Genomic DNA, 15,837 nt, shown 5'->3' with positions numbered 1-15,837 from the left:
AGACCATACTGGGCGAGCACTCTGTCAGCCTGAAGAAGAAACTGAACAATGCCTTGTACACCTATCGCTATTGCGTCCAGTACGGTGAAACCGACTGGGAGTTTGTGTGCCGGGTACTGGCCCATGAAGGGCTGGCCTTTTTCTTCGAGCACACCAGCAGCTCCCACACGCTGGTGATTACCGATAACGAAAAAGCCTACGCCAGGGCAGCAGAAGCCGAAGTGGTTTTCAGCTCCCGACCGCGGGGCGAAGCCCGAATCAGCAACTGGTATTGCAGTGCCCGGGCAACCTCCAACGCCATTGTTGAGCATGGCTATGATTTCACCCGTCCCGCCGAGAAAGTGGACGAGAAAAGTCAGGAAACGGTTCCCGGCGATCCGTTCGGTGAGCGTGAACTGTTTGACTATATTGGCGAGGACCGCCCTCTCAAGGACAAGGCCGGATTGGCCGGTCGGCACCTGCAGGCGGTCACCCAGGAAAACGAAATGCGGGAAGGCCAGTCCGATTACCGGTCTTTCGGCGCGGGCCTGGTATTCAGCTTCAGCGCCCACGAAGACGGTCTGCCCAGCCCCAATGAGTTTCTGATTACCGAAGTGCGCATTCAGGCCAGTGTGCCGCTGGACAGTGATAACCAGCCCGGCGGTGCCCGTTTCAATTACAGCAATACCTTCCGCTGCATGCCACTGGACCGACCTTTTGTGCCCGTCAAAATTGCCAAACCGGTGATGCCGGGCCTGCAGACCGCGACCGTCACCTGTGCGCCCGGTGAAGAAATTCATGTGGATGAGCATGGCCGCATCAAGGTTCAGTTTCATTGGGATCGTGAAGGCAAGAGCAACCAGCACAGCAGCTGCTGGATCCGCGTGGCCCAGTCCTGGGCGGGCGAAAACTGGGGCGCCCAGTTTATTCCCCGTGAGGGTCAGGAAGTGCTGGTGGAGTTCGTCAATGGTGACCCGGACCAGCCGCTGATCACCGGCGCCGTCTATAACGGCAAGAACAAGATGCCCTATGAGCCCATGTCCGAGAAGAACACCTCCGGCATCAAGTCGCGCTCCACCACCAAGGGTAACGGCGCCAACTACAACGAGATCAGTTTCGACGACACCCTCGGCAATGAATGGCTGCGCATCCACGCCGAGAAAGACCACGAACTGACCGTTGAAAATGACCAGACTGACGACGTCGGCAACAACCGTCAGGGCACCATTGGCAATAATGACACCCTGAAGGTGGGCAACGACCAGAAAATCAGCGTCGGCAAGACCATTACTGTTGACGCGGGTACCAGTATCACCTTCAAAACCGGTGCGGCCAGCCTCACCATGGAAAGTTCGGGCAATATTTCCATCAAGGGCACCAGTATTTCGGTTCAGGGCACCACCATCGCCCTGAAAGCCGCCAAGATCAGCCTGAACTGAGTTGCCCATGGAGCAGATGAACCTGTTGCTGGCCCAACGGGAGGCCCTGCTGGCCAGTGACGAGGCCACACTGGCGATGCTTCATCAGCTCGACCGACAGCTGCTGACCCAGGTGGAGCACGGCGGAAGCGAAGCGCCGGTTGGTGACTTTTCAGAACCGGCACTGGACCGGCTGCTGGCCATGCCGCTGGACGAGGCGGTGTTGTGGTTCGAGATTACCGCGACACTCACCGATGCTGACCCTGCGCAGGCGGTTGAAACCATGGTGATACGTCAGCCGGATGCGCCCCTGGTCTGGTGGCTGGCGGCCCATAACCCGGCGGTGCCGGTGGGCGAGCATTTCCCAGAGGCATCGTCGCTGCAGGTATGGGCCGCCCTGGCACACTGGCGCCGTGGCCGTGCTGCGGAACTGCCGGAGCCCTGGCGCCATTGGGCAGACGTGCTCTCGGCCACCCGGGAGCCGTCAGCGGAATTGCTGGACGCGCTCTGGGAACAGGGCGACAGCAGCGATGACTGGAAAGCCTGGTTCTACCCCTTGCTGACCCGGGTATCGGATGAGTGGCAATTGTGGATGGTGAACTGGCTGAGCGCCCGCGCCGATACCCTGACCACGGTGGAAGCCATGGGTATCAGCTGCGCCCGCCGTTTTCTGGGTTGGCTGGAAGCCATTCTGGCAGGCACGCAGGAAAATCAGGCGCTGGCCGAGGCCGCCAGTCGCGAGTTGCGCTGGCTGAAAGGTGATCAGTTGGAAACGGCGATGGCATCGGAAGAGGTCGATGATCAGCGGGACGAAAAACCCGCCTGGTGGGGCCGGCAAGCCTGGGGCGGTGGCCTGCACGATCAGGACTGGCAGAGACTGTTGCAGTCGCTGCCGCTGGCCTATCGCAACCGCTGCTGGTACTGGCGCAGCTGGTGTCTGGACGGTGGTCCGGGTTCGTTGTTCGGAGGCCGCTGGTGCGCTGGCAGCTGACCCATGCAGAGGGTGTACTGGCAGGCCGCCCTTTGTCCACCGTCATGGCCTGTGGCGGCGTGCTGGATGACGCTCCGATAGCGGCCAGCGTTGACGCCGGACAGGCTACTGATCCGGCCAGCCTGGCAGACAGGCTGGCGCCCTTTTGGCGGGGCGACGTGCATAACTGGCTGATCTTGCCGGAAGCCCAGCGGGCTCACCGTGACTGGTGGCAGAACCTGGCAGGCAGTGGACCGGAACCCGGCTTTGGCCGTGCCCAGGTTGCGCTGGCCCTGAAGCAGATGACCAGCTTGCAGCAACCGGCCCGGTTACTGGCAGTGGACCGGGTGCCGCTGGACGAGGGCTGGACAGACAACGTGCTGGCGCTGGACTGGCAGCCGGCAAGGCAGGGACTGGAGTTTATCTGGTCACAGGTGGATGGCCGCCTTGACGGCAAGACCGACGTCGGCGCGATGCTGGAGCAGGCCTGCAGCGCCGCGCCAGATCCGGAGGTCATTCTTTGCCCGGGCAATGTCAGCGACGGCGCTATCGAACGCCTGCTGCCGTTTATGGGGTCGCTGGCAAGCTGGGCGGGACCCGCGGTGCGCTGGGAGTTTGCCGAAGCCAGGGTTGGCCCCATGGGGGTGGTGGGCGGACTTTATAGTTGGTTTTGGCTGCATGAGGGCTACCGCCTGGGAGACTGGCGGCACATGGCCGCCATCATCGATATGGACCAGAGCCCCCTGGTAGGGCTGTCTCTGGTTAATTTCAGGCCATAGGAATCCGGTAAGCATGATGTTGATGTTACAGGCCAGTGTCGGGCAGGGCGGACAAAACCAGGCGGACGACGTGAAATTCGTACGTGCCTTGCTGAACGTGGTACGCCGCAAACAGGGGGACACCCCCCTGGCCGTCGATGGTAGCGCCGGCCAGGAGCTGGCGGCTGCCATCGCCCGTTTCCAGGTGGCCCATGGTGTCAGTGTTGCCAGCGGTCTGATCAAGCCGGCAAGCCATAGCTGGCAGTGGTTACTGGACAGCCTGGACGCGTCCCGGACCCTTCAGCCCATAGTTCCGCCGGGGCGCGGCCGGTTGACCTGGGAAGCCGAGGGCCAGGAAGGTGGCCGCTATCACAGCCGGGTGTTACAGGTTCCTTCTGCGGCTTCCGGTTTGAGGGTGGGCCGGGGTTACGACCTGCGCCTGCGCAGCAGGGTTGAGGCAAGCCGTGATCTGGCGGCGGCCGGGGTAGAGTCGGCAAAGGCGCTGCAAATTGCCGGCGCCGTGCATCTGCAGGGTGACGCCGCGTGGCAATTCATCATTGCTGAGGATCTGCTGGATTACGAAATCAGCCCGGAGGTTCAGCTACGGCTGTTTGAGCTGGTTTACCGGGCGGCCGCCGATGAGGTGCAGAAAATCTGCGCCAGATCGGACATGGTCAGCAGCTATGGCCCCACCCACTGGCCGACGCTGGACAGTCGGATTCAGGACGTGCTTGTGGACCTGTATGTCCGGGGCGACTACACCGGGGCCAACAGCCACCAGGTTCAGCCCCCGGTGGTCGCTAATGATGTGGCCGGGCTGGCCGCGGTAATGGCCAGCAAGACACTCTGGTCAGGGGTGCCCCCGGAACGGCGTTTGAGGCGCCACGGTTATCTGAAATAGAGCTATCTGAGTTCAGGGACAGCGAACAGCAGCATTCGGGTTATTGGATGACATGCAAATGTGTCACAGACGACAGCGACAGGGAAAAGCAGGGAACGCATGAGCAATTCAGGTCTGATTGAGATTATTGCAGACGACGGCAACGCTTATCTGTTTGGCGCGACCGGAGCAGAGGTGCCCGCCCGTTCCGGTTCCCCGATCCGTTTCGGCAGCCTGAACGACTGGAAAGCCTGGTTGCAGCAGCATTTTACCGTGCGCTTTTCAGAGCAACAGGTGCGCTGGGAAAACCTGCTCCACCAGGTGACCGACACTGACCAGATGGCCCAGGTGCCCAACCAGACCTTCAAACGGGTGGCCCAGTGGCTGAACAATGGCGCGGCATCAGCATTGCTGGTGCCTGCCCCGGATGTGCCACCAACGGCCGCACCGGCCACTGAGGGCAGCAGCGAAGCCCGTTCCCGGCAACCGGAAGGTGGTGGAGGGGCAGACGCCAGTGGCGCGCCGGAAGCCAAAGACCCCAGCACCGCAGACACCGGCCCGGCCGATCAGGACAAACAGTGCGTGGGCGACCCGGTAGCCCCGGTGACCGGCGAAGAAATCCTGATACTCGAAGACTTCACCGTTGCCGCCCCCATGGCCATGACCTGGGTGCGCAGCTACCGCTCCGGCTACTGCGATCGCGACCTGGGCCTGGGGGCCGGCTGGACGCCGGACTGCCTGCGCCGGGTGTGGCAGGACGAGGAACAGATCTGGGTACTGGACAGCCAGGCCAAAGCGATTCCGCTGACCCGCCTGAACCGAGGCGAGCTGACCTGGCAGGCCCGTGCCGGCCTGCGACTGGAGCGGCGCCAGGACAACCGCATGGTGCTGACCGAGGCGGACGGCCGCGCCTGGATCATGGCCACCGTGGATGACGTGACCTGGTACCCGGTGACCGTACAGAACCTGCAGGGCCATCAGTGGCGCTTCCATTACGACGCCCGGCAGCGCCTGAGCCGCATCGAGCTGGCCGCAGAACGCTTTCTGGAGCTGGCCTGGGTCGCCACTGGCGCCGGCCAGCCTGCCCGCATCGCCCAGATCTGGGTGAAACAGGGCGACCAGCGCAGTCTGGTGGCGAGCTACGATTACGACAGCGTTGGCAATCTGATTGCCAGCGACAGCCACCATGGCCGTGAGCGCTACCAGTACCAGGGCCACCTGCTGACCCGGCGGGAGCTGCCCACCGGTTACGGCTTTACCTTCGACTGGCAGGGCCAGGGCCCGGAGGCCCGCTGCCTGCGGGCCAAAGGCGATGAGGGGCACCACGACTTCCGCTTCGATTACCAGCCGGATCAGTACCTGACCCGGGTGACCGACGCCTTTGGCAATACCCAGGTGTTCCACTACGACGACCAGGGCCGCATCACCGCCCGCCAGGAGCCGGACGGTGCCCTCTACCAATGGCACTACAACGACCAGGGCCTGCTGCTGGCTTACCAGCAACCGGACGACCGCACCACCCGCTACGCCTACGACAACTATGGCCGCAAGGTGGCGGAGCAACAGCCGGACGGTCGCGAACATCACTGGCGCTACAACGAGCTTGGCCATTGCACCTGGGAACGCCTGGAAGACGGCCGCGAGATCCAGCGCCTGTTTGATCCCCTGGGCCGCCTGCTCAGTGCCACCGGCCCCGATGGCACCCAGTGGCAATACCACTACGACGCCAAGGGCTGGCTCAACGAAGCCACCAGCGATGCCGGCGACGTTCGCCGCCTGGGTTACGGTGAAAGCGGTGACCTGCTGGCCCTGGAACAGGACGGCCACCTGCAGCGCTTCGCCTTCAACCCGGAAGGCCGGGTGGCAGGGCGCCTGGAGCAGGACCTGGTCACCGAATACGACTACCAGGGCGCAAAACTGCTGGCCGTGCATCAATACCCGGAACAGGCACCGGAACAACGCCGTAGCCGTCAATACTACTACGACCAGGTGGGCCGACTGACCGGCTACATCACCGCCACCGGCGATGCCCACGGTTACGACTACAACACCCTGGCCAGACCCATCGCCTACCGCCGTCCCGATGGCCACACCGTGGCCTACGATTACGACCTGGCGGAGCGCCTCACCGCCATCACCCGGGCCGACGGCCAGCAGTGGCAACTGGGCTGGAACGCCCGGGGCCAGGTGGAACGCTGCGCCGCCCCGGATGGCCGCGACATCCGCTTCCACTACAACGCTGCCGGCGATATCACCCGCCGGGAGCAACCCGGTACCTGGGTCCAGACCCTGGAGCGGGACGCCGCCGGCCGGGTGCTGAGCCAGACCAGCCAGGGCAAAGACCGTAAAGCCGTCACCCGCCATTTCCAGTACGACGCCAACGGCCGCCGCAGCCACGCCAGCTGCGCCGACCGCAAACTCAGCTGGCAGTGGAATCGCCATGGCCAGGTCACCGAACACCACCAGGACCAGCATCGCATCGGCTACCACTACGGTCCCGGCAGTCGCATCGAACAGATCCAGCTGCCGGACGGCACAGAGGTTCACTACCGCTACGACCGCTTTGGCCGCTGGATTGACCTGACCGTCAACGGCAACACCCTGATCAGCCGCACCCTCGACAACCAGGGCCGGGAAACCGACCGCCAAGCCGGCGCTAACCGCCAGAGCCAGCTTCACGACCGCTACGGCTGCCTGATCAAACGCCGCTGGCAGGGCCAGACCCCCGCCACCCGGCGCTACCGATGGGACGCCGAAAACCGCCTGGAAGCTGCCCTCGACAGCGTCACCGGAGACACCCACTATCAGCGGGATCCCCAGGGCCAACTGACCCGAGAAAACGACACCGAATACCACTACGACCTGGGCGGCAACCGCATCCCCGAAGGCGGCCAGCTGCGCCAGGACCGCCTGCACCAGACCGCCACCGACAAGCGGGACTACGACGCCCTGGGTGCAGAAGTCCGGGTTACTGGCAAACACAGCGAACACCGACAATTCGACGCCGAAGGCCAGCTCATCGACGTCAGAAAGCCTGGCCTGCGCGTCAGCTACGGCTACGACGCCCTGGGCCGCAGAGCCTGGCGCAAGAGCGAAGCCGGCACCACCACCTACCTGTGGCATAACGACGTCCTGCTGGGAGAACAGACCCCGGAAGGGCAGTGGCAGTTTTACATTCGTGACCCGAAAACGGACGAGCCGCTGATCACACTGATCAACGGTCAGGCTTACTACTACGAGCTGGACCATCGGATGATGCCGGTGCGGCTGTGGGATCAGAGCGGCGACATACTGTGGCAGGGCAATGCCAATGCCTGGGGCCTGTGCCAGCCGGAGATGCCGAAAGGCCATATCCATCAGCCGATCCGGATGCCGGGGCAGTTTGAGGATGAACTGACCGGGATTGTGCAGAATCGGTTCAGGGAGTATGAGCCGGAGAGTGGTCGGTATTTGACGGCGGATCCGTTGGGGATCAAGGGTGGGTTTAATAGCTATCGATATACACGAAATCCCATAGACTATGTTGATCCACTTGGCTTGGCTGAATGCGATAAAAATGGCATTGGCCCTGCTGACGCCGAAGGCACTGAGCAGGCTGCGGTTAGTGAAAATTCAACCGAAATGCAAGAGCTTCACCCATGTGGGCTCTTCCCTTCGGCCGATGACGCTGCGAGGCATGCTTCTGAAAGGATCAATCCTATTTCGATTGAAGAGAACCTAGAGTATGGAGGTATGGTATATCGAACAAGTACCGGAGAGTACTCATACACTACACCAATCAGAGGCACTATCGATGGAGTAAATCCAGGCGGCCCTAGCTCTGTTCCTGAAGGTACAGAGGCAGTTGCCTATTACCATTCTCATGGTGCCTATGAGCCTTACTATGACTCCGAGAATTTCTCAAACGAATATGATCCGGTTGATGGTGAATGGTATGGAGACATTCCCTATGCAAAACATCATAATATTGATGGCTATGTTTCAACTCCAGAAGGGAGTTTTAAGCGTTACTCGGTCAAAAATGACGAAGTCTCTACATTGGGCAAGGTGTCTACGAAGCGCTCTGTCGATAGTGATGCTAATTAGTTATTCAGGAGTTTGTATGAGCGGTGTTGATGCCAGTGACAATTACGAAATGACTACTGTTGAAGGAAGCGATCTGACATGGTGGCAGATTTGCTACGATGCTTTACCGGACAATAAAAAAACTGACCTAGAAAGGTACAGAGTTACAATAATTAACAAGCCGGATACTGTGGAGATTTTCCTAAAGAAAAAAGAAAGCGAGATGATGTTGGGTGGAGGGCACGGCCGGTGCGTCATTGATAGATCTTCTAAAAAGGTATTAGAGCTCTATTTTTCAAGATAAGCAGGCTGCACCGTTAAAGGATATTGAATAAGTTTTAAAAATTTCGTTTCTATATACGGGTCGGAATAAAGTAAGATCAAGAGTGATCGATGATCTAAATTTTAATGTAGGAAATTACCGTTTATAGGTTCGAAAAGTACGGGTGAATCACATTGAGATAAGGTTGGTATTTTACTGGGGTTCTATTTCTTTAATGGTTGTTCTGTCTCCATTGACCTATTTCTTTTGAAAAACTATATCTGAAAGTAATGTTTTGATAATGGCGATTTCGCATTCATGATTCTGATAGGTATAGGTTATTTTTCGTTAATCGCGGATGTTGTAAAGGTGATTGGATTGAAGCTCCTTATTTTGGCTCCGCTCATTTTCTGGCCTCGAGTTTTAGCTTTGGTGTTGTTTTTCTTTCCTGTTATTTGTTTGAGCTACAGAACCTGGCAATATCTTGATATAAGAAGCGATAAGTAGTAAGTCATGAGGCACAGGTTCCATAGGGGGTAGGGGGCGTAAAAAATTTGCCCGAGCGCTCTTGGTGGAGGCATGATCCTCGTAACTACGAGGCTTCTATTACCCAGGCTACTAGAACAGGTCTTTCGATCAATGGAATGATTACTTCCAGGTGCTATAGTTGATGCTTTGCTAGTGGGGGATGGCGAATGAGCTTTTATGTTGTTTTGATCATTTTGGTATTCTCAAGGTTAATGATGGGCATTTTTTCTGATTATCTGAGTAAAGGTGCTTTATTTTGGATTGTTTTTTTTGTGACCGGAATTTTAAGTGGAATAGTGCCGCTGATTCTTCTGAAAAATGGCTATTTTGAGAGTTCGGTATTCAATGTGTCGGTAGCGACCATTGCTCCTTCTTATTTTGCCTTTGAGATTGGGCGATTGTCCAAGAATAAATCATTGAAAAATTAGAAGTCCTGCTGGGGGCTCTCCTTGATCGGGCTCATCCTCTCTTCAGCAAATTCTCCTCATCCGAAATCCGCAGTTCATCCGCCACCTGCTTCCCGATGGTGTCGTCCGCAGCCACGTCTACCGGTTCGTATGACGCGGAGGATTTGCCGGCGCCGGGCGCCTGCGCTGGTGCTGAGGGCTGCTCGCGCATCTGAATGCGGTAGATGGGTTCGGGCATCTCAATTCCGGCCTCGTCAAAGGCCGCTTTCACCAGTCGGATGGCCTCGCTGCGGGCCTTGAGGAAGTCGCTGTTGCGCTGGTCGATCCAGCCAAAAAAGCGCAACTGTACGGTACTGTCTCCCAGGGCATCGATGACGCCCATGGGGTCCGGGTCTGAGAGTACCCCGTCCATTTCACGCAGGGTGGCGGCGCCGAGTCTGCGTGCGATCGCGGGGTCAAAATCCACCGAAACGCCCACCAAAAAGTCAAACCGGCGCAGGGGATTACGGGTGAAGTTGGTCAGCGGGGAGGTCATGATCATACTGTTGGGGATACGCAGATGGTTGCCTTCAGCAGTCATCAGCACGGTATCCCGGGACGTAAGGCGGACCACGCTCCCGGTGAACTCGCCCATCTTTACGATGTCACCGATACTGAACGGATTTCTTGCACTGAGCAGAACACCTGCAAGGTAATTCTCAACGATATTGCGGAACGCAAAACCCACGGCGATACCCACAATACCTGCCACACCCAGCAGCGCGCCGACCAGAGCTGTGGCATCGAGTATTTCCAGTGCCAGCAGGATGCCGACTGTGGTAATGATCAGGCGGATCACCCGTTTGCCGAGGTGAGTGGCCAACTCCGAGAACCCCAGGTGTTGTAACCAGCCAGCACGATGGCTGGCCCAGCGTCCCAGCAGTGCAAACACCACGACCAGCCCAAGGGCAATGAGCATCAGCGGCAGCCCACGGATAACGGTGGCGCTCAGCTCCTGGATTTTCTGCCTTGCGGGCTGCAGGCGGGCGGGCACATTCACATTTTCCACCAGCCGGTTCTGCACGAACACCACGCCCTCCACCCGTTGGGCAATGGCGATCAGCTCCCGCGCCGAGCGCGCGCTGGACACCTCGCCCGCCAACGTTACTACCCCGGCCTGCACGGTAACGCCAATGTCCTCAAGGCCATCGATGGCGGCCATCACCGCCGTCAGCCTTTGCTCAATTGCCTGGTCCCGGGGCACATCCTGAACCTGAATTTCGGGCTCCGAGTCCCCCGTCACCTGGGCGTGGGCTGCAGGAAGAAAAAATGCCAGTAGCATCAGGCACACAACAATCCGGTTTGTCATCAGGGCTCCGTTGGGGTGGCAGTCAGGGCCCTTTTAAAGTAGCAGATTCCGTTCCGGACTGACTCGACAATCGATGTCAGAGTGGAATGAAGTTTGCGCCGGTTGGCAACGGATCCCGCGAGGCATGTCGACTGCGGTACAGACATCCAGTTCGGGCTTTGCAGGGTGATCAGGTGCAGTGTTCAGACCTGAGTACATCCTGACAGTCCAAAAATCCAGAGAAATCACTTTACTGCTGAAAGATTGAGCATAAAATGCGCGCTTTCACCCTGCGGGAGCGCCGCTGATCCATCATGCACATGGTGTCGTTTAACGTCTTTCGAACTCTTGGATTTCCCGATACCACCAACCTGAAGCCCGAACATTTTCTGCGCCACAAGGAGTTGCTGCGGGAAGCGGACTGGGTGTTGTTCCCTGAGTACTGGCAGCTTAACGCTCTGGTCTATGGCCTAAATTGTCGGGTGTTTCCCAGTGTTGCCAGCTATCACATTGGTCACGACAAGGTGGAGATGACCCGGGCGTTTCAGGCGATAGCTCCGGAGCATACGCCATGGACGCTCATTGAGGGCAATGGTCCCCGGGAGCGGGATCAGCTGTGGGAGGCCATGACCCATCCGTTCGTCGCCAAACTGCCTAAGGCCAGTATGGGGGACGGCGTCTGGCTGATCGAAACCCGGGAGGACTGGCGTCGGTATTGCGACCGCACCGATGTGCTCTACGCACAGGAGTACCTGCCTCTGGACCGGGACGTCCGGGTGGTCATCGTCGGGGACAAGGTCGTGACTGCCTACTGGCGGACCCAGGCGCCCCGGGGCTTCTACAACAATGTAGCCAAAGGCGGAACCATCGACAACGCCACTCCGGTGCCAGAGGTGGCTACGGCACTTGCGCTGCGGCTGGCCCGGGCACTGGGTGTTGATCACGCCGGCTTCGACATTGCACTGGTGGATGGTTATCCCTACGTGCTTGAGTTCAACCGCCTGTTCGGTAACCAGGGGCTGGGTCAGGGCTCTGACCTGAATGCCGCCATCCTGGAGTACCTGACCGCCCGTTCCGAACCGGAACTTCCGGAGGGCCCGGCACCCCAGTGGCCGGTTGCTGTTTGAACGGCAAGGACATGCAAGCGCACAGGTCTGCATGTCCCTGCATGTTCAGGCTTTCCTGCGTCGGGCAACCCCGAGGCCTACCAGACCCAGACCCAGCAATGCCAGGGTTCCAGGCTCAGGAATCTGGTGGGTGATCGAGCTCACGAAGACCACCAGATCATTGACGTCTTTGTCGGAAACAGCGTAGCCAAGGTCCTCCCAGGCAATGATATAGCTGTCGTCCGTCCAGAGGGTGGGGCCAAGCCCCGCCAGATTGAGTGTGTCGACATTGTTGCCCTGCAGGGCTGCCATCTGATCGACACCGCCGTGGAGGCTGCTGTCGGAATAAAAGGTCGGACCTGATGCCCGACCGAGATAGAAGCCGAAAACATCCGAGTTAAAGGTGACGCCCGTATCGACGGCGTTAATCGACACCGTACCATCACCTGCTATGGACAGAGACTTCTGGGTGGCGACGCCTTCGGGACCTGCAAACAGTTCCACGTACTGGGTGGGGTCGGATTGGTCAAAGATACCGAAGGTATTGACGTTGCGGTTGTTTGCCAGTTCAAACACCAGAGTAGTGGCGCTGGCGCCACCCACGGTTTGCCAGTAACTGTCCTGATCCTCACTGAGTTGGTCGGCGTTGACGTCGATCGACGAAGCTCCGGGAACGGGGCCTAAGGTGACATTGTCCAGGACTGTTTGCAGGCCGTTTCCGGTGGCGTTACTGACAAAGATTGCGTTTGCAGAGCCGGCCCAGGTTGTCAGAGCGATGGCTGTAACGATCAGTTTCAGGTTCATGATAATTCTCCATTGAAATCCATGTTCTATATGATCCTTGTGTGATCCGTCTGTCTCTACGCCTGTACATCGGAGACCGTTTGATGACTCTTCACCGGATTCCGGGGTTCTAACGTGAGGCCCCGGTTCGGTGAAATGTGACATGGTTCTCTATGCTATATCCGTGCCGAACTGATGTTGTGTTTTAAAACAATAACTTGAAGTTCGAATTTCAGGAAAGTCGTAATTTTTATCGACAGCAGTATTAACTATACGTGTCCTCGGGGACGCCTTTAGCGGGACTAAAAATGCCCAATAAATGGCATTTCGGGTATTAGAATGAACTGATTTGAATAATAAACTGGCTAATAAAAAAAGAATGAATAAATGAGGTGTTTAGGGAATCGACGTAGAAATGCGTAGCAAATACCCGCAGGTCGCTAAACATGCGCCTTAAGGAAGGAGGGCCGTGTGCTCACACCGAACCGTATTCACGGTGCCCGCGATCACCGGGATAAGCATGGGACAAGCGCAATCGGTGCTATTCTTTGTCGGTCAGCCCGGGATACCCGGGTCTGAAAGATCGGTTGACGGACCAGACTATCAGCCGCTTCACGGCTACGGAGAGGATATTGGTGAATAGTAAGGGAAAGTCGCTCATTTTCCATGTCAATCGATTGCGGGAGAGGCTCTGGTTCCGGCCAGCGACGTTTGGCCTCGCCTCCCTGGTTGGTGTGTTTGCTGCCGGCTGGATCGATGGTTCCGGAATTATTGAGTTCCTGCCTGACATCGGGCGCGACACGGTGGTGACACTGCTTTCCATCCTCGCCGCCAGCATGCTGGTCATCGCGACGTTTGCGGTGGGCTCCATGGTGTCAGCCTATGCCTCGGCCGCCAGCAGTGGCACGCCCCGGACCCTGACTCTGGTTCTGCGGGACGATGTTTCCCAGACCGCCCACTCAACCTTTGTGGGCGCCTTTATCTTCAGTGTGGTGGCCCGGGTTGCACTGGAGGAGGGTTATTTCGAGGGCACCGGCTATTTCATGATTTTTGTCGAGGCCATGGCCGTATTTGCTATGGTGATCGTGGTATTCGTTTACTGGGTGGACAGTGTCGCCCGTCTGGGTTTGCTTGGGCCGGTGATTGATCGTGTTGAAACGGCAACCAGTGTCGTGCTGAAAAACTGGCGGGATACACCTCATCTGGGTGGGGTGCCGGTGTCACCGAATTTTCATGCAGATCAGACCTTGCGGGCGTGTCGGGTGGGTTATCTGCAGGAGATCAATGTCAAAGACCTTCAGGCCTGGGCTGTCGAACATGATGCCCGGGTCCGCATTGTGGCTTTGCCGGGCGATTTCATGGCGTCGGGAACTCAACTGGCCTGGTTGTCTTTTGGTCAAAACGGGTTGCCGAAGCAGTGGGAAACGGATTTGCTCAGTTTTTTCAGCATTGATCAGGACCGGGTGTTTGATCAGGATCCTCGCTTCGGATTTGTGGTGCTCTCGGAGATCGCAAAGCGGGCGCTGTCGTCTGCAGTGAACGATCCGGGTACCGCCATCAAGGTGGTCGGAACCATGGTGCGGTTGCTGGATATCTGGTGCCAGCCACCGGAACCGGAAAGCAAGGAGACACCGGTCTGTGATCGGGTAGAAGTGCCTGATATGTCCGTCGATGGCTTGCTGGATGACGCGTTTCAGGGCATTGGCAGAGATGCCGCCGGTATTGTTGAGGCGGCTGTAGCGCTTCAGCGTTGCCTGAAAATCCTGGTGGACTGCGGCAATGCAGAGGTGGCCAGCGCGGCACGCTACCAGAGCAGGGTTGCCCTGGCCCGCTCAGAAAAAGCCATGGTGCTGCGTGAGGATCTCATGGCGGTCCAGGCTGCCGCAGGCGGGGATCCGGCGGTATCGGCAAACGGCATAATGCGTGCGAATGATTAACCGGGTATTTCTCTTTCTGATCAGGGCCTCAGCGCGGTAAGTCGGGATTAATGCCGTATTTTTAGTACAAATTCATTGCCACAACGTCACTAGGTGCAGCTCAGGCCATTTGTTAGCGTGAAGGTGTGATGGATGTCGATAAGCCTGTTTTTTCGTCTCAGGGCTTGGAGTCAGTATCGTATCCGCATTGATCAGCCCGGTAGGCTGTCTATAGTCGCCGGGCTCTAACTGGAAGTCTGACCTTTACAGGAGTTTTACTATGCGCACACGTATGATTCACACCGTCGGCATATCTCTGCTGGCCAGCAGCATGGCTCTCAGTTTCTCTGTTTCTGCCGCAGAAGGCCTGTACTCCGCCAAGGACCTGATTGATGCGGACGTATACGATCGCAGTGGTGAGGAAATCGGCGAGGTACAGGACATTCTTTTGGGCAATGACATGTCCGTACATGCCCTGGTGATCAAAACCGGTGATGTGCTCGGTATGGGCGGCACTGATGTGGTAGCGGAGCGAGGTTCGTTTACCGTCAAGACCGAAAAGGATGACAGCGCCTTTGGTGACGTCGACTACCAGGTTCACATGGAAGCTGGGCAGGACGCCGTGAAGAGCTTGCCGGAATACGATGAAAGCTGGTGGAACCAGACCCGGGAAGGCCTCAGTCAGGCCTGGGAGAACACCAAAGATACCACCGAGAGTGCCTGGGACAGCACAAAGCAGGCTACTTCGTCTGCCTGGCACAATATGAAGGAAGGTGCTCAGGACATGAAGGATCGTGCCACCAACTGATCCCTCTTGTGCACGACCACTGCTGCTGACTCCGGCAGCAGTTCTGACGGGTTCCCATGGGTTGAACCGGAACGCTCAGACCCCGGCCGCTTCATCGGGTGGCCGGGGTCTGATGGTTTTACCTGACCGGTAACCAGGCGCGTTCGTAATCTGCTGTCGCCCTTGTGGTTTCAGGTGAGAGGCCGTTACGGGTTATCCTGTAAGAATGAAAGCTGAGCCAAATCCTTTCGATTTTCAGCATCCTGCCATTCGACATCTGGCCTGGATGCTGAAAGCGCCGCAATTGCTGGACGACATCCTGACGTTCAGACCCTCGGACTATGTGACAGATAGTATCTGCCAGCGCCTTGCTGAATGGGACCGCTCCCCCGCGACGGCACCGGAAGCCCTGAACCGACCGGCGCACCCCAGGCTGGGGCTCTATTTTGAAACTTTGTATGAATGTTTGCTCCGGGACCTGCTGGGGTGGCAGGTGCTGGTTCGCAACCTGCCGGTCAGAGGGGCGCAGCGAACCCTGGGAGAGTTGGATTGTGTGGTGCGTAATCCGTACACCGGTGAACTGGAACACCATGAAATTTCGGTGAAATTCTACCTGGGCTATCCCGGGGAGGGTGGAACCCGCTGGTATGG

General features: G+C 58.1%; 13 protein-coding genes. 11 read left to right on the top strand and 2 right to left on the bottom strand.

Translation table 11 applies throughout. The features are described 5' to 3' along the window. The 7 genes from tssI to AAC035_RS08710 all read left to right on the top strand — a co-directional run. Window positions 1-1,418: type VI secretion system tip protein TssI/VgrG (gene tssI / locus AAC035_RS08740; protein WP_339802659.1), on the top strand; the 1,418-nt coding region annotated here is incomplete at its 5' end. A gap of 7 nt (window positions 1,419-1,425) precedes the next feature. Beyond that, window positions 1,426-2,388, top strand: coding sequence for a hypothetical protein (locus AAC035_RS08735; protein ID WP_339802656.1), 963 nt, complete (start codon window positions 1,426-1,428; stop codon window positions 2,386-2,388). Further along, window positions 2,373-3,146 (top strand): hypothetical protein, encoded by a 774-nt coding sequence (locus AAC035_RS08730; protein WP_339802655.1) that lies wholly within the window; start codon window positions 2,373-2,375, stop codon window positions 3,144-3,146. Before AAC035_RS08735 ends, AAC035_RS08730 begins: the two co-directional genes overlap by 16 nt. A gap of 13 nt (window positions 3,147-3,159) precedes the next feature. Continuing rightward, window positions 3,160-4,026, top strand: a complete 867-nt coding sequence (locus AAC035_RS08725) for a hypothetical protein (protein WP_339802652.1) — start codon at window positions 3,160-3,162, stop codon at window positions 4,024-4,026. A 99-nt stretch (window positions 4,027-4,125) separates the two neighbouring features. Then, window positions 4,126-8,091 (top strand): DUF4329 domain-containing protein, encoded by a 3,966-nt coding sequence (locus AAC035_RS08720; protein WP_339802650.1) that lies wholly within the window; start codon window positions 4,126-4,128, stop codon window positions 8,089-8,091. A 16-nt stretch (window positions 8,092-8,107) separates the two neighbouring features. Further along, window positions 8,108-8,374 carry a hypothetical protein gene (locus AAC035_RS08715; protein WP_339802647.1) on the top strand — a complete coding sequence of 89 codons (267 nt, stop codon included), beginning with the start codon at window positions 8,108-8,110 and terminating at the stop codon, window positions 8,372-8,374. Window positions 8,375-9,027: 653 nt separating this feature from the next. Then, window positions 9,028-9,288, top strand: coding sequence for a hypothetical protein (locus AAC035_RS08710; protein ID WP_339802645.1), 261 nt, complete (start codon window positions 9,028-9,030; stop codon window positions 9,286-9,288). Between the two features lie 31 nt (window positions 9,289-9,319). Here the strand turns inward: AAC035_RS08710 and AAC035_RS08705 are convergent, their stop codons facing one another. After that, entirely contained in the window at window positions 9,320-10,615 is a 1,296-nt protein-coding gene (locus AAC035_RS08705) for a mechanosensitive ion channel family protein (protein WP_339802642.1), read from the bottom strand. A 293-nt stretch (window positions 10,616-10,908) separates the two neighbouring features. On the opposite strand from AAC035_RS08705, the gene AAC035_RS08700 reads away from it, so the two are divergent. After that, on the top strand, window positions 10,909-11,721 hold the full coding sequence (locus tag AAC035_RS08700; protein ID WP_339802640.1) for a hypothetical protein: 813 nt from the start codon (window positions 10,909-10,911) through the stop codon (window positions 11,719-11,721). Between the two features lie 45 nt (window positions 11,722-11,766). Here the strand turns inward: AAC035_RS08700 and AAC035_RS08695 are convergent, their stop codons facing one another. Beyond that, complete coding sequence (locus tag AAC035_RS08695; protein WP_339802637.1) at window positions 11,767-12,504, bottom strand: PEP-CTERM sorting domain-containing protein; 738 nt, start codon at window positions 12,502-12,504, stop codon at window positions 11,767-11,769. 614 nt (window positions 12,505-13,118) lie between these two features. On the opposite strand from AAC035_RS08695, the gene AAC035_RS08690 reads away from it, so the two are divergent. The 3 genes from AAC035_RS08690 to AAC035_RS08680 all read left to right on the top strand — a co-directional run. Next, a complete protein-coding gene (locus AAC035_RS08690) occupies window positions 13,119-14,420 on the top strand; it encodes a DUF2254 domain-containing protein (protein WP_339802634.1) in 1,302 nt (433 codons plus the stop codon). Between the two features lie 259 nt (window positions 14,421-14,679). Continuing rightward, a complete protein-coding gene (locus tag AAC035_RS08685) occupies window positions 14,680-15,207 on the top strand; it encodes a PRC-barrel domain-containing protein (RefSeq protein ID WP_339802632.1) in 528 nt (175 codons plus the stop codon). 205 nt (window positions 15,208-15,412) lie between these two features. After that, window positions 15,413-15,837, top strand: a 425-nt coding sequence (locus AAC035_RS08680; RefSeq protein ID WP_339802630.1) for a DUF1853 family protein, incomplete at its 3' end; no start/stop codon positions are given.

The organism is uncultured Marinobacter sp. (assembly GCF_963974375.1).
Classification (GTDB): domain Bacteria; phylum Pseudomonadota; class Gammaproteobacteria; order Pseudomonadales; family Oleiphilaceae; genus Marinobacter.
Note: the sequence above shows the minus strand (reverse complement) of the source record. Positions and strands in the feature narration are given on the sequence as shown.

What these genes read in the sequence shown, in the direction of transcription:
- AAC035_RS08725 (WP_339802652.1), top strand. Translation starts at nt 3,160, where the DNA reads ATGATGTTGATGTTACAGGCCAGTGTCGGGCAGGGCGGACAAAACCAG.
- AAC035_RS08735 (WP_339802656.1), top strand. Translation starts at nt 1,426, where the DNA reads ATGGAGCAGATGAACCTGTTGCTGGCCCAACGGGAGGCCCTGCTGGCC.
- AAC035_RS08715 (WP_339802647.1), top strand. Translation starts at nt 8,108, where the DNA reads ATGAGCGGTGTTGATGCCAGTGACAATTACGAAATGACTACTGTTGAA.
- AAC035_RS08705 (WP_339802642.1), bottom strand. Translation starts at nt 10,615, where the DNA reads ATGACAAACCGGATTGTTGTGTGCCTGATGCTACTGGCATTTTTTCTT.
- AAC035_RS08710 (WP_339802645.1), top strand. Translation starts at nt 9,028, where the DNA reads ATGAGCTTTTATGTTGTTTTGATCATTTTGGTATTCTCAAGGTTAATG.
- AAC035_RS08695 (WP_339802637.1), bottom strand. Translation starts at nt 12,504, where the DNA reads ATGAACCTGAAACTGATCGTTACAGCCATCGCTCTGACAACCTGGGCC.
- AAC035_RS08700 (WP_339802640.1), top strand. Translation starts at nt 10,909, where the DNA reads ATGCACATGGTGTCGTTTAACGTCTTTCGAACTCTTGGATTTCCCGAT.
- AAC035_RS08720 (WP_339802650.1), top strand. Translation starts at nt 4,126, where the DNA reads ATGAGCAATTCAGGTCTGATTGAGATTATTGCAGACGACGGCAACGCT.
- AAC035_RS08685 (WP_339802632.1), top strand. Translation starts at nt 14,680, where the DNA reads ATGCGCACACGTATGATTCACACCGTCGGCATATCTCTGCTGGCCAGC.